Here is a 13,171-nt window from a genome sequence, read left to right as displayed (position 1 = left end):
GCCGCGGCGACCAGGTAGTAGAGCACGTCGCGCACCGCGATCGGCTGGATCTTGTTGTGCACCCACTTCGGGGTAGTCATCACCGGCAGCCGGTCGGTGAGGTGCCGGATCATCTCGAACGACGCCGAGCCCGAACCGACCACGACGCCCGCCTGCAGCACGACGGTTTCGATGCCCGAGGCGATGAGCGCGTCGCCGACGGCCGTCCGCGATTCGAGGTGGGGCGAGAGCCGCCGGCCCTCGGGATGCAGCCCGCTGAGATAGACGATGCGCCGCACACCGGCGTCGCGGGCCGCGGCGGCTACGTTGGCGGCCGCGGCCTTGTCGGCGTCGCGAAAGCCGGGCTGACCGATGGCGTGCACCAGGTAATAGACCACCTCGACGGGGCCCGCGTCCGCGAAGGCCGCTCGGGTCGACGCGGGGTCGGCGGCGTCCAGCGTCACGGGCGTGACCTCGTCGAACCAGCCGAACCGCCTCAGGCGCTCCGGGTTTCGGGTGGCGGCCACGACGTCGTGCCCGGCCGCCAGCAGCGCCGTGACCAGCCGCGATCCGACATAGCCGGTGGCGCCGGTGACGAGGATCCGCATGTCTCCAACCTAGCCCGGCGGCGATGCACGCAAACCTGGCGGCCGCCGATCGCCGTCGTGACGCCACGGCGCTTTTCGGGCCGGATAGTCGCCATGCCGTTACGCTCGCGGGGTTGAACCCCCGCGGCAGCGGCATCGTGGACCCGGTACGGGAGTCCCGGTCAAGAGATAGTGGAGACATGTATTACCTGCTGGTCCTGGCGGTCGGCATCGAACGCGTGGCGGAACTGGTGGTGTCCAAGCGCAACGCGCAGTGGTCTTTTGCCCAGGGCGCCAAGGAGTTTGGTCGGCCGCACTATCCGGTGATGGTGGTCATCCACACCGCGCTGCTGGTCGGCTGCGTTCTCGAGCCGTGGGCCCTGCACCGGCCGTTCCTGCCATGGCTGGGGTGGCCGATGCTGGCGGTGGTGGCGCTGAGCCAGGGCCTGCGCTGGTGGTGCATCGCCACGCTGGGCCGACGGTGGAACACCCGGGTGATCGTGTTGCCGCAGGCCCCGCTGGTGCGCGAGGGGCCCTACCGGTGGTTGCACCATCCGAACTATGTTGCAGTGGTGGCTGAGGGGTTGGCACTGCCGTTGGTGCAGACGGCGTGGCTGACCGCGGCCCTTTTCACCCTGGCCAACGCGGTGCTGCTGAGGGTGCGGCTGCGGGTCGAGAACTCGGCTCTGGGCTACACGTGAGCGGCTACGACACCGACCTGTTGATCGTCGGCGGCGGGCCGGGGGGCCTGGCCACGGCGTTACACGCTCGCCGACACGGACTTTCGGTGATCGTCGCCGACCCGCGGGAGGGTCCCATCGACAAGGCGTGCGGCGAGGGCCTGATGCCCGGTGGGCTCGCCGAGCTGACGTCACTCGGGGTCGACCCGGCCGGCATGCCGTTTCACGGCATCGCCTACGTCGACGAACACCGCCGCGCGCAGGCGCGGTTCCGCAGCGGGCCCGGCCGGGGCGTGCGCCGCACCACGCTGCACGCTGCGCTGGCCGCGCGCGCGAAAGAGCAAGACGCCGAATGGATTCGGGCGCGGGTGACCGGTGTGCAACAGGACGCTCACGGGGTGACGGCCGCGGGAGTGCGCGCGAAATGGTTGGTGGCCGCCGACGGGCTGCACTCACCGCTGAGGCGGGCAGTCGGAATCACGGCGACGGCCGGAACGCCGCGACGCTACGGCGTGCGCTGGCATTTCCGCGTGCCGGCGTGGTCGGAATTCGTCGAGGTGCACTGGTCGCGCTGGGGCGAGGCGTACGTGACACCGGTCGAGCCGGATCTGGTGGGGGTCGCGATCCTGTCGGGGGGCCGGCCCGACCTGGCCTGGTTCCCCGAGCTCGCCGGGCAGCTGGCGGGCGCCGCGCGCGGCGAAGCGCGCGGCTGCGGCCCGTTGCGGCAGGTGGTCTCGCGCCGGGTCGCGGGGCGGGTGCTGCTGGTCGGCGACGCGGCCGGCTACGAGGACGCGTTGACCGGCGAGGGCATCAGCCTGGCCGTCAAGCAGGCGGCCGCGGCCGTCGCCGCCATCGTCGAGGAGAACCCGTCGTCGTATGAGGCTGCGTGGCAACGGATTACCCGCAACTACCGCCTGCTCACCCGGGCCCTGGTGCTGGCCAGCGTCCCACCGGTGACGCGCCGCGCCATCGTGCCGGCGTGCACCCTGCTGCCCGGCGTGTTTCGGCGCGGGGTGAACGTCCTCGCGAGCTAGTCCTGATGGTGGCGACGCTTGCTCTCCCGGCCGCCGAGCGTCACGCCAGCGTGGCGGCCGGCCCCGAGCGCCACGCTGGCGTGACGCTCGGGGGCCGTCAGCCGCGCGGCAAGCAAGCCGCGCTCACGATCGCCGCTAGCGCGCCTTCCAGACCGGCTCGCGCTTCTCGGCGAACGCCAGCGGACCCTCTTTGGCGTCTTCCGACCGGATCAGCACGCGCATCTCATCCATGGTGCGCCGCCAGCCCGCCTCCTCGTCGGTGACGACGCCGTTGTCGACCCCGGTGGCGATGCGCTTGCTGGCCTGCACCGACAGCGGCGCGTTGACCGTCACCCGCGCGGCCAGCGCCAGGGCGGCCTCGAGCACCGAGCCCTCCTTGACGACCTGGTTGATCAGGCCCCATTCGAAGGCGTCCTCGGCGGTGATCGGCTCGCCGGTCAGTAACAGCTCCATTCCCACCTTGCGCGGCAGTTGCTGCACGATCCGGAATACCCCGCCGGCGGCCGCGACCAGTCCGCGCTTGACCTCCGGCAGGCCGAACTTGGCCCGCTCGTCGGCCACCACCAGGTCGCTGGCCAGCGCCAGTTCGGTGCCCCCGCCCAGCGCCGTGCCGTTGACCGCCGCGATGGTCGGCTTGTCGATGAAGTGGTGCACGTAACCGGCGAAGCCCCACTCGCCATGGTCGGGGTGGTAGAGGTTTTCCCGGCGGGAGATCGCCTTGAGGTCGGCGCCGGCGCAAAACGACTTGTCGCCGGCGCCGGTGATCACCACGGCTCGCACCTCCGGGTCGTGCTGCGCCTCGTCGAGCGCGTCGCCCACGCCGATGCTGACCGCACCGTTGACCGCGTTGCGGGCCTCGGGCCGGTTGATGGTGATCACCATGACGTTGCCGCGGCGCTCGACCAACACCGCCGGCGCCTCGGCGTCGGTCACAACAGCTCCACGATGGTGGCGTTGGCCTGGCCACCACCCTCGCACATCGTCTGCAGACCGTAGCGAATTCCCTTGTCCCGCATGTGATGCAGCAGCGTGGTCATGATCCGCGCGCCGGAACCGCCCAGCGGGTGACCCAGTGCGATGGCCCCCCCGTTCGGGTTCAGCTTCTTCTCGTCGGCGCCAATGTCTTTCAGCCAGGCCAGCGGGACCGGGGCGAACGCCTCGTTGACCTCGTAGGCGCCGATGTCGCCGATGGACAGGCCGGAGCGCTTCAGCACCTTCTGGGTGGCCGGGATGGGCGCGGTCAGCATGATCACCGGGTCGGCGCCGGCCAGGGTCGCGGTGTGTACCTTCGCAATCGGCTTGAGGCCCAGCTCTTTCGCCTTCTCGGCAGACATGAACAGGATCGCGGCCGAACCGTCGGAGATCTGCGACGAGTTCCCGGCGTGAATCACGCCGTCCTCCTTGAACGCCGGCTTCAGCGACGCCATCTTTTCCATCGGGGTGCCGCGGCGGATACCCTCATCCTTGAGCACCACATTGCCCTCAGAGTCCTTGATGCCCACTATCTGGTCGTCGAATGCGCCCGAATCCTGTGCGGCCGCGGCCTTTTCGTGCGAGCCCAGCGAGAACTCGTCGAGCGCGGTGCGGTCGAAACCCCACTGCTCGGCGATCATCTCCGCGCCGATGCCCTGGTTGGGGATCCGCCCCTGGTAGCGGTCCAGGAAGGTCTGCGGGTAGGGCCGCCCGCCGTTGGCCAGCGACGAACCCATCGGGGTGCGCGACATCGACTCCACCCCGCCGGCCACCACGACGTCGTAGTGCCCGGCCACCACGCCGGCCGCCGCGAAGTGAATGGACTGCTGGCTCGAGCCGCACTGGCGGTCGACGGTCACCCCCGGGACGCTCTCCGGCCAGCCGGCCGCCAGCAGGGCGGTGCGGCCGATGTCGAGGGCCTGCTCGCCGGCCTGCATGACGCAGCCCCAGATGACGTCGTCGACAAGCTCGGGATCGACGCCCGCCCTTTCCACCAACCCGTTGAGCACCTGCGCGGACAGGTCGGCCGGGTGCACCCCGGAAAGGCCGCCGTTGCGCTTGCCGATCGGTGAGCGCACTGCCTCGACGATGACGGCTTCAGCCATGGTTGTGTCTCCTTTGACGCTAGAACCTCGGGTATCGGTGAAAGTGAGCCTTGCGTCGATTGTCAACCAACGCGTTGGGAGGTCGCGGGCGGGGGTGGTTTTGGGCGATCAGATGGCCTTCCGATTGCCAGCTCTTCGGCACACCGTCATGTGCGGTTCAACTTTCCGCGAGCCTCGGCGACGTAGGGTGCCCCGGGTGAGCACCCCTTCACCCGGCCCAGGCTGGTGGCTGGCTTCGGACGGCAATTGGTATCCCCAGCAATGGGAGAGCACGTTTGTCTCCTACACGAACGAATCCCTGCAGGCGGTGCTGGATGAGGCGAACCGCCTCACGCAGGCCTACGGCCAACAGGGTTGGGAGATCGTGGGGTCGTCGGTGCAACGCACCCAGGTTGCCCGCGGCTTCAAGGACTACGACAAGGGCGGGGACCACTACTTCGAGTGGAGCATCGTCTGCACCCTGAAGCGGCCCGTCGCCCCGGGTGACCGCACAAGCACCGAGATTGCCGCCGCGGTCGCGATCGAGCCAAAACCGCGACCGTGACGGCAATCTCGTGCAGCGAGCCTCAGCCGGCGGGGTATCCGACCGATTTGATCTCGGTGTACTGGTCGAAACCGGCGACACCGTTCTGGCGTCCCACGCCGCTGTACTTGTAGCCACCGAACGGGGTATCGGCGCCGTACGGCGCGCCGCCGTTGACGCCCATGAAGCCGGCCCGGATCCGCCGGGCCACGGCCAGCGAGTGCTCCAGCGAGCCCGACATCACGTTGCCCGCCAGTCCGTACTTGCTGTCGTTGGCGATCCGGATCGCGTCCTCCTCGTCGTCGAACGGGATCACGGCCAGCACCGGCCCGAAGATCTCCTCCTGGGCGATCGTCATCGAGTTGTCCACGTCGACGAAAAGCGTTGGCCGCACGAAGTATCCCTTGTCGAAACCGGTGGGCGCGTCGGGTCCGCCGACGAGCGCCGTCGCGCCCTCCTCGACGCCCTTGCGGATGTAGCCCATCACGCGATCGCGTTGTACCTCCGAAATCACCGGGCCGCACAGCGTTCCCGCGTCCTGCGGGTCGCCGCACGTGACGTTCTCGTAGATGCTCTTCAGAATCTCCACGCCCTCGTCGTAGCGGGACCGCGGCAACAGCATCCGGGTGGGGTTTGCGCAGCCCTGCCCGGCGTGCATGCACGGCGCGATGCCGATGGCGCACGCCATGCCGAAGTCGGCGTCCTCGAGCACGATGGTGGCCGACTTGCCACCCAGCTCCAAAAACAGCCGCTTCATGGTGGCCGCGCCCTTCTCCATGATCCGCTGCCCGACCACGGTCGACCCGGTGAACGAGATCAGGTCGACCTTCGGCGACAACGTAAGCTCTTCGCCCACAAAGTGATCCGATGCGGTGACGACGCTCACGACGCCCGCGGGGATGTCGGTCTTCTCCGCGATCAGCCGGCCCAGGCGGGTGGCGTTGAACGGGGTGTTGGGGGCCGGCTTGAGCACCACGGTGTTACCGGTCGCCAGCGCCTGGCCGAGCTTGTTGATGGTGACCTCGAACGGAAAGTTCCACGGCACGATCGCGCCGACCACCCCGACCGGCTCGCGCCACACCTTGCGGCTGGTGAGCGTGCCGGTGAGGCTGATGACCTTGTCACCCAGGTCGGTCTCCCAGGCGTACTCGTCGATCAACCGGGCGGGGTAGCGCAGCCCGTCTTCCAGTGGGGCGTCCAGCTGCGGCCCGAACGTGATGGCCCGCGGCGAACCGACCTCGAGGATGAGCTCCTCGCGCAGCTCTTCCTTCTCCGATTCGATCGCCTCGTGCAGCTGCAGCAGGCAGCGCTTGCGCAGCTCGCGGTTCGTCGACCAATCGGTCTCGTCGAACGCGCGCCGGGCGGCGTCGATCGCCCGGTGCATGTCCTCCTTGGAGGCGTCGGCGACCTCCCCGAGCGGCTCCTCGGTGGCCGGGTTGATGTTGGTGAAGGTGCCGGCCTGCCCGTCGACGAGCTTGCCGTCGATCATCATCTTCGGCTCGAAGCGGACCTTTACAGCCTCAGTCATATCTGTCACTCTCTTCTGGATCGTGGAGGGGCTACAGAGAGCCTTACCGGAAACTAGCCGATTGGCAAGCTGCTACCGCTGCCGGGCTGGCTATTGGGGGTCGAACAGCACCGGCACCGAGGTCGGCGAGCGGAAAACCTGGCCCCGAATGTGCGGGTCGTCGGCGTCGGGGTCCAGCCGCAGGTTGGGCAGCCGGTCGAGCAACAGGTTGATGGCGGTGCGCATCTCCAACCGCGCCAGGTGCATGCCGAGGCATACGTGCACGCCGTGCCCCCAGCCCAGGTGCGCCCGGGGCGAGCGGAAGATGTCGAACGCGTCCGGGTCCGGGTAGCGGTCTTCCTGCCGGTTGGCGGAGCCCAGCATCGGCATCACCGTCGACCCGGCCGGGATCGGCACCCCGCCGAGTTCGGTGTCGCGGGTCGCCACCCGGGTGATGGTCAGCAGCGGCGGTTCCCAGCGCACCCCCTCCTCGATGGCCTGCGGCAACAGCGACCGGTCCGCGCGGATGGCGTCCAGTTGCGCGGGATCCGACAGCAGCGCCAGCAGCAGGCTGCCCAACGACCGGTACGTGGTCTCCACCCCGGCGGGCAGCAGTAAGCGCAGGAAGGAGTAGATCTCCTCGTCGTCGAGCTTCTCCCCGTCGATCTCCGCCTGGGCCAGGGCGCTGATCAGGTCGTCCTTCGGTTCGGCGCGGCGGGCCGCCAGGATCGGCGCGAAGTAGTCACACAGCGCGGCCGACGCGGCAAGGCCGCGTTCGGGATTCAGGATCCAGCTCAGCAACGAGATGGACCACCGCTGAAACTGCGGGTAGTCCTCCTCCGGCAGGCCCAGCAGGCCCGCGATGATCTGGCTCGGGTAGTCGAAAGTGAACTCCTTGACCAGGTCGGCCTTGCCGTTCGCCGCGAACTTGTCGATCAGGCTGTTGCCCACCCGGCCGACCAACTCGTCTTCCCACCGCGCCAAGGCCTTCTGCGAGAAGGCCTTTGACACCAGCGACCGCAACCGGCCGTGCACCGGCTCGTCCATGCCCAGCATGACGCGCTCCCCCAGCACCGGGCCGAACGCGGCGATGACCGCCGCCGACGAGAACGTCTCGTTGTCGCGCAGCATCTGCTGGGCTTCCTCGTGGCGGTACACGATGAAGACCGGTTTGGATTCCTCGTGCGGCATGCCGGAGGTGTCCAGCCGCTGAATGGGTTCCTCGCGGCGCAGCCGCGCCAGTTCCGTGTACGGGTCGCGCACGTCGCCGGAGACGGCGTCGTCGAAGGCGCCGAAGTCTTCCAGGTCGTCGAATAGCTGTTCCATGCCTACCCCTCTAGTCCCCTTGAGTTTCCTTGCGGCGCTTGGCCGCCAGCGCGGTAAGGCGTTGCAACACCGGCTGTGGCAGCACGCGCGCGGCGAATACCATCGCCCGCTGAGCCGCCGTCAGCGGCCACGCCCCGTCCCGCATCGACCCCTGCCTGGGTATGCCGAGCACGACCCGCGACATGCGGTGCATGCCGGCGGCCGGAAGAATCCTGTTGGCGGCCAGCAGCATCGACGCATCCGGCCCAATGCCACGGCGGCGGAACGGGGCCCGGTCGTCGAGCGCCTTGAGCAGGCCGTCGGTGAACTTCTCGGGTGGCCTGGCGAGTTTCATCGCGGCCCGGCCCCGGCTGTTCATCGTGTTGTGCAGCCGGGCGTACGGGCCGCCGAAATCGCGGTTGTCGGTGGTGCCCGCGTCGGTGATGATCTCGGTGTCATACGTGCCGGCGACCAAGACGGTGACGCCCAGTCCGAACGGCGCGATCTCGCACGCCATGGCCTCACCCCAACGCTCCAGCGCTCCCTTGGCCGCCGAGTACGGGGCGGTGGCCGGCTGCCCGCGCACGCCGGCCGCGCTGGACACCAGCACAATGCGCCCCTCGCCGGCAGCCCGCATCGACGGCAGCAACGCCTGGGTGAGCGCGACGGGCCCCAGGACGCTGGTGGCGAACATGTTCTGCCACAGCGCCATATCGGTCTCCTCGACCATCCCTGCGGCCGAGATCCCGGCGTTGTGCACCAGCGCATACGGCGCGCCGACGGTTTCTTCGACGGCCTTGGCGGCCGCGGATATCGACGCGGGGTCGAGCAGGTCCAGCTGGACGCCGATCAGCCGGTCGTCCTCCTCGCCCGCCCCCGTGGCCGCCCGAAGCGCCGGCATGCCGCGGTCGGGCGTGCGCATGGCGGCGACCACGCGCCACCCCTCGCGGTACAACCGCACCGCCGAGGCGAAGCCCAGCCCGCGGGACGCGCCGGTGACGACGACGGCGCGCGGCTCAGCCATGCGCGCTCGGGGTTGCGCAGGCACCGACACCCGGCGGCGGTGGATCGACGTGCGGGCGCCCGTTGGGCTCCCCGCTCGCCCAGGTAGACCAGATGCCGACCGAGAACGGGCCCTGCGCGCCGGCCTTCTCGTAATAGCCTTGCGGGTCATACACTTTCGCCTCGGGGTAGGGCCACGGGCACGCGACCGAGGTCGCCGCATGGCTGACCTTGATGACCCAGAACCACGCACCATAGGCGAAGTAGGACACGTTGATGATGGCGAACATCACCAGGAAGGTGCCGAGCACCGGACGCGTCGGGAAGATCCTGGCCTTGGCGGCCAGCTTCTCGGCCACCGACTTACCGGTGTCGTCGCGGTAGCACAGGATCGCCGCGGGCACCATCACGAAGGTCACCGAAAACGACTCCCAGATCAACGGGAATTGGAACGTCGTGCCGGTGAACACCGAGCCCCACGGGATCACCTGGGAGTAGATGTACATGCCCATGTGCACGAGCTGAATCTCCAGCCACGCGTCGAAGACGAAGCCGATCGCACAGGTCAGCAGGCCCAGGCTGACCAACGGGTGGCGCGACACGAAGGCCGTCGGCCCGTACTTGGCCTGTAGCTTGCGCAGAATCCACGCGGCCGGGAAGTAGGGCCCGAAATAGAACATCACGTAACCGAAGACGACGAACGGCTCGACGGTCGGCGACAGCGAGACCAGCGGCCAGGACTCCGGCCAATGGATCAGGTCGGGGTTGTACACCGCGAACGGAGACCAGTTCATGATCGGGTCCTGCCACACGATCAGCGTGGTGCACAGGAACATCAGCATCACCGGGCTGCCCGGATTGCGGCGCCATCCCCTGATGAACACCGCCAGCAGCACGAGCAGCATGACGCATGTGGCGATGTGTAGGAAGGTGATGTAGTCCAGGCCGAAGATGAACTTGACGGGGCGGGGCCGGCCCTGCACGTTCGGGTTGGCGACCCGCGGGTCGAGGGCGACGCGACAATTCGCGATGAAGAAGAGCGCGAAGGCCGCCAGCGCAGCGCCGGCGATCCAGCCGCCCCAGCCGCGCTTCGCAGGGCGAGCTGCCGACTTCTCTTCCGCGACAAGCGGTATGGACTGTTCCGTCGACATCAGCCGTCCTCTCCGAAGCGATCGACCAGATGCGAGTTGGTGCCGTCGGCGTCCAGGGTGCGGGCCACCAGGTAGCCGGCTCCCATCCATGCGCGACGAGTCCATTTCCCGAAGGAGACGCGAGTGCCGGGCGCGCCCGAGGCGGCGGGCATCATCTTCACCCGCTCCAGCGCCTCCTTGACGCCACGGGGGCTGAGCGGGTGGGCGTCGGCGAACGCGCGGACGAGGGTGGCGGCGACGTCGCGGTTGACCACCGATACGCAATACTCGGGACGGCTGCCGTCGTACTTCTTCGCATACCGGTCGAGGAATTCCTGACCGAGCCGGTTCGCCTCGTCGTACTGGTCCACCCCGACCCAACCCATGAACGCGTTCCACATGATCGGGTTCACCCAGGCGTTCTGAAAGGCGGTGGTGGTGAACCGCGGTGGGTCCCAGTTCACGGCCTCCAGCGCGGGGTTGATGAAGACGATGCCGAAACCGAAGCCCAGATGCACGATCGCCTGGGACTTGGCTTCGTGCAGGGTGCTGACGGCATCGTTGATGTCTTGCGCGGTCTGGGCGATCGCCGCCTCCGCGACGATGCGAATCCCCTTGCGCCGGCACGCGCTTCGCAGGTTCTTCAGGTAGCTTTCGCCGATCAGGTTCTGCTCCACGAGGACTCCGATTTCGGAGAAGCCCCGTTTGGCGACGAGGTCGGCGATGAAGATCGGCTCATCGGTCATCGAGCCCTGCGGGAAGGCGAAGGTCCATTCACCCAGCCAGTCATCGGTGCCGGTGACACTGATCGCCGGCACCTTGAACCGCTCCTCGATCGCCTCGCGGGTGGGCACGCAGTTGTCGGTGATGTGCGGCCCGAACACCACCAGGCAGCCCTCGTCGACGAGCTCGCCGAACGCGTCGATGACCGCCTTGACCGAGCCCTTGGGCAGGCCCTCCACCTCGCGGTAGATCATTTGCACGGGGCGATCGATCAGGCCCTGTTCGACGGCTTCTTCGAAGATCAGGTCGAAGCACCGGGTGAAGCTCGCCATCAGTTCTTCGGGGAATCCCGGCGGCAGCGTGAAGTCCATCAGGTAGCCGACCTTGATCGGCTGAGCGCTGCTCTCGTAGGACATCTGACCTCCCGGGTGGCAACATCACGCGCGTCGAACCAGCACAAACCTAATATTTGTTCAGACCCTAGCGGGGGCCTTATGCAGCGTCAATCATTCGCCCGCCGCGCCCAGATAGATGTCGATCATCTCGGCCAGCGCCTTGCCGACCGTCACGTCGTCGGTGAGCGGTCCCGCGATCGCGGCCCGGGCGGCGCAGGGCAAACTCAGCCCTTCCGCGACGAGCCTGCCCGCGGCGATCAGCACCCGCGTCGACGCGACCTCGCGCAGGCCGCCCGTCTCCAGCCGGCGGATGGCCTGCCCGAAGCGCACCAGCTCCGCGGCGGTGGCACCGTCCACGCCCGCCTCGTGCGCGACGATCACCTCCTCGACATCGGCTGCGGGAAAGTCGAATTCGATGGCGACCATCCGCTGACGGGTGGAATCCTTCAGATCCTTCAGCACGCTCTGATAACCGGGGTTGTAGGAGACCACCAGGCCGAACCCGGGCGCCGCGTCCAGCGTGACACCTAGCCGCTCGATCGGCAGCTGCCGCCGGTGGTCGGCCAGCGGATGCAGCACCACGGTGGTGTCCTGCCTGGCTTCCACCACCTCGTCGAGATAGCAGATCGCCCCCTCGCGCACCGCCCGCGTCAGCGGGCCGTCCACCCACACCGTCTCGTCGCCCTGCAGCAGATACCGGCCGACCAGGTCCGCGGTGGTGAGGTCGTCATGACAGGCGACGGTGATCAGCGGCCGGCCGAGATCGTGGGCCATCGCCTCGACAAAGCGGGTCTTGCCGCACCCCGTCGGCCCCTTCAGCAGCAGGGCCAGTCCCTGGCGATACGCCGCCTTGAAAACGGCTTCCTCGCCACCGATCGCCTTGTAGTAGGGCCGTGCCCCCTCGACGTCGGGCCTCGCGCCGTTCCGTTGAGCAAGCCCGGACTCGTCGGCCATCGCTTCAGTCATGGTGAATGGAGCCTATCGCGGAACAGATGTTTGTTTCAAGCCGCCTGACTTGCCCGTATGGGCGCGACGATGAAATCACGCGGCGCTCACGACACCCTGCGGCGGACCTCGGCCGAACGCAACGCGGACCGGAACAGCGGGCCGATCACACCGGCGAGTTGATCGGGGCGCGCGATCGTCGCGTGCGCGGCGCTACCGAAGACCCGGCGCAACGACTGCACGTCGGTTCCCGCGCCGATGGTCAGGCACACACAGCCGGTGCCGCGGCGGCGGGCCTCGGTCAGGGCGCGCCGCGCGTCGGCGGCGCCGTAGGCCCGCTCATATCCGTGGTCGTATGCGAGCCCGTCGGAAAGCACCACCAACAGTCGCCGTGCGGTGCCCCCGCGCGCCTCCAGCACCGCGGAGCCGTGCCGGATGGCCGCCCCGAGGCGGGAGTACGCGCCGGGTTCAAGGCTGTTGAGCCGCTTCATGACTCGCGCATCGAGGTGATCATCGAACCGCTTGACCGGCACCATGCTCACCGCCCCACGGCCCTGCGAGTAATAGGCGTAGAGCGCGACCCGGTCGCCGAGATCGTGCAGCGCGACGGTGAGGTTGGCGACCGCCACGCGCTGCTGCTCGTGCACGGTGCGCCCGACCGTGCCGGGCTCGGCCGCCGACCCCGACACGTCGAGAAGCAGCAGCACGGACAGGTCCCGGCGGCGCCGCAGGCTGTCCAGGTACACGGCCTCGTCGGGCACCGACCCGGCCAGCACCTCGACGCGGGCTTCGACCGCGGCGTCGATGTCGATGTCGTCGCCCTGCGGCTGCCGGTGCCGGCGGTGCAGGCCCATCCCGAGCCGCGACAACGGGCGGCGCACGCCGATGGCGGCCTCGATCGCATGGGTCGCCGACGCTTTGACCTCGGGCTCGACCTCGCGCACGGTGCACCACGCGGGCCGGTACTTCCGGCGCGCGGCGTCCCATTCCGGATACGCGACGCCGTTCGCGGCACCGAGTGCCGGCCGGTCGTCGCCGTCGTCGCGGGCCGTGGCCGCCAGCGATGTCACCGCGTACAACCCGCGCCTGCCGGAGTTCGTCCGATGCGTCGGGGTGTCGGCGCCGGGCGGCCCGCCGCCGCTGCCCGTCTTGCGGGCCGACGAAAGCATCTTCTTGAGCCACTTGCCGATGAAACCGCCGCCGCCGACCGGGCTGGTGAACATGTCCGGGTCGTCGGAATCGTCGACCTCGCCGTCGTCGAGTTCCTCCAACTCCCGCGCGGC

13 protein-coding genes are annotated in these 13,171 nt (G+C 68.8%); 3 read left to right on the top strand and 10 right to left on the bottom strand.

The genetic code is table 11. The annotated features are described in order from the left end of the window. Positions 1-587: NAD(P)H-binding protein (locus A5702_RS06590; protein WP_156669509.1), on the bottom strand; the 587-nt coding region annotated here is incomplete at its 3' end. 179 nt (positions 588-766) lie between these two features. Here A5702_RS06590 and A5702_RS06585 point away from each other — a divergent pair. Together A5702_RS06585 and A5702_RS06580 are read left to right on the top strand one after the other, a co-directional pair. Next, positions 767-1,267 carry an isoprenylcysteine carboxyl methyltransferase family protein gene (locus A5702_RS06585; protein WP_068219248.1) on the top strand — a complete coding sequence of 167 codons (501 nt, stop codon included), beginning with the start codon at positions 767-769 and terminating at the stop codon, positions 1,265-1,267. After that, entirely contained in the window at positions 1,264-2,280 is a 1,017-nt protein-coding gene (locus tag A5702_RS06580; RefSeq protein ID WP_068219246.1) for an NAD(P)/FAD-dependent oxidoreductase, read from the top strand. Before A5702_RS06585 ends, A5702_RS06580 begins: the two co-directional genes overlap by 4 nt. A 135-nt stretch (positions 2,281-2,415) precedes the next feature. Here the strand turns inward: A5702_RS06580 and A5702_RS06575 are convergent, their stop codons facing one another. Beyond that, positions 2,416-3,162 (bottom strand): crotonase/enoyl-CoA hydratase family protein, encoded by a 747-nt coding sequence (locus A5702_RS06575; RefSeq protein WP_055398957.1) that lies wholly within the window; start codon positions 3,160-3,162, stop codon positions 2,416-2,418. Positions 3,163-3,209: 47 nt separating this feature from the next. Beyond that, positions 3,210-4,358, bottom strand: a complete 1,149-nt coding sequence (locus tag A5702_RS06570; RefSeq protein ID WP_055398882.1) for a thiolase family protein — start codon at positions 4,356-4,358, stop codon at positions 3,210-3,212. Positions 4,359-4,554: 196 nt separating this feature from the next. Between A5702_RS06570 and A5702_RS06565 the strand changes: the two genes are divergently transcribed. Continuing rightward, positions 4,555-4,902 (top strand): hypothetical protein, encoded by a 348-nt coding sequence (locus tag A5702_RS06565; RefSeq protein WP_068219242.1) that lies wholly within the window; start codon positions 4,555-4,557, stop codon positions 4,900-4,902. 22 nt (positions 4,903-4,924) lie between these two features. Here the strand turns inward: A5702_RS06565 and A5702_RS06560 are convergent, their stop codons facing one another. The 7 genes from A5702_RS06560 to A5702_RS06530 all read right to left on the bottom strand — a co-directional run. Next, the gene (locus A5702_RS06560; RefSeq protein ID WP_068219239.1) at positions 4,925-6,409 is read right to left on the bottom strand and encodes an aldehyde dehydrogenase family protein; all 1,485 of its coding nucleotides are present in this window, start codon (positions 6,407-6,409) and stop codon (positions 4,925-4,927) included. Between the two features lie 90 nt (positions 6,410-6,499). Next, on the bottom strand, positions 6,500-7,714 hold the full coding sequence (locus tag A5702_RS06555) for a cytochrome P450 (RefSeq protein ID WP_068219237.1): 1,215 nt from the start codon (positions 7,712-7,714) through the stop codon (positions 6,500-6,502). A gap of 10 nt (positions 7,715-7,724) precedes the next feature. Beyond that, positions 7,725-8,717 (bottom strand): SDR family oxidoreductase, encoded by a 993-nt coding sequence (locus A5702_RS06550; RefSeq protein ID WP_068219234.1) that lies wholly within the window; start codon positions 8,715-8,717, stop codon positions 7,725-7,727. Next, positions 8,710-9,846: a spirocyclase AveC family protein gene (locus A5702_RS06545; protein WP_068219231.1), complete on the bottom strand. Its 1,137-nt coding sequence runs from the start codon at positions 9,844-9,846 to the stop codon at positions 8,710-8,712. The genes A5702_RS06550 and A5702_RS06545 overlap by 8 nt, the downstream gene beginning before the upstream one ends. Further along, positions 9,846-10,964, bottom strand: coding sequence for an ABC transporter substrate-binding protein (locus A5702_RS06540; RefSeq protein ID WP_055398895.1), 1,119 nt, complete (start codon positions 10,962-10,964; stop codon positions 9,846-9,848). The genes A5702_RS06545 and A5702_RS06540 overlap by 1 nt, the downstream gene beginning before the upstream one ends. 90 nt (positions 10,965-11,054) lie before the next feature. Further along, positions 11,055-11,897 (bottom strand): CbbQ/NirQ/NorQ/GpvN family protein, encoded by an 843-nt coding sequence (locus A5702_RS06535; RefSeq protein ID WP_068219228.1) that lies wholly within the window; start codon positions 11,895-11,897, stop codon positions 11,055-11,057. A gap of 98 nt (positions 11,898-11,995) precedes the next feature. Next, a partial coding sequence (locus A5702_RS06530) for a nitric oxide reductase activation protein NorD (protein ID WP_068219225.1) occupies positions 11,996-13,171 on the bottom strand: 1,176 nt, incomplete at its 5' end.

The organism is Mycobacterium sp. E3339, from assembly GCF_001666915.1.
Lineage (GTDB): Bacteria > Actinomycetota > Actinomycetes > Mycobacteriales > Mycobacteriaceae > Mycobacterium.
Note: the sequence above shows the minus strand (reverse complement) of the source record. Positions and strands in the feature narration are given on the sequence as shown.

Bases quoted from the DNA above. Each gene is read 5' to 3' on its own strand.
- A5702_RS06585 (WP_068219248.1), top strand. From the start codon at position 767: ATGTATTACCTGCTGGTCCTGGCGGTCGGCATCGAACGCGTGGCGGAA.
- A5702_RS06575 (WP_055398957.1), bottom strand. From the start codon at position 3,162: ATGGTGATCACCATCAACCGGCCCGAGGCCCGCAACGCGGTCAACGGT.
- A5702_RS06570 (WP_055398882.1), bottom strand. From the start codon at position 4,358: ATGGCTGAAGCCGTCATCGTCGAGGCAGTGCGCTCACCGATCGGCAAG.
- A5702_RS06560 (WP_068219239.1), bottom strand. From the start codon at position 6,409: ATGACTGAGGCTGTAAAGGTCCGCTTCGAGCCGAAGATGATGATCGAC.
- A5702_RS06555 (WP_068219237.1), bottom strand. From the start codon at position 7,714: ATGGAACAGCTATTCGACGACCTGGAAGACTTCGGCGCCTTCGACGAC.
- A5702_RS06550 (WP_068219234.1), bottom strand. From the start codon at position 8,717: ATGGCTGAGCCGCGCGCCGTCGTCGTCACCGGCGCGTCCCGCGGGCTG.
- A5702_RS06545 (WP_068219231.1), bottom strand. From the start codon at position 9,846: ATGTCGACGGAACAGTCCATACCGCTTGTCGCGGAAGAGAAGTCGGCA.
- A5702_RS06540 (WP_055398895.1), bottom strand. From the start codon at position 10,964: ATGTCCTACGAGAGCAGCGCTCAGCCGATCAAGGTCGGCTACCTGATG.
- A5702_RS06535 (WP_068219228.1), bottom strand. From the start codon at position 11,897: ATGGCCGACGAGTCCGGGCTTGCTCAACGGAACGGCGCGAGGCCCGAC.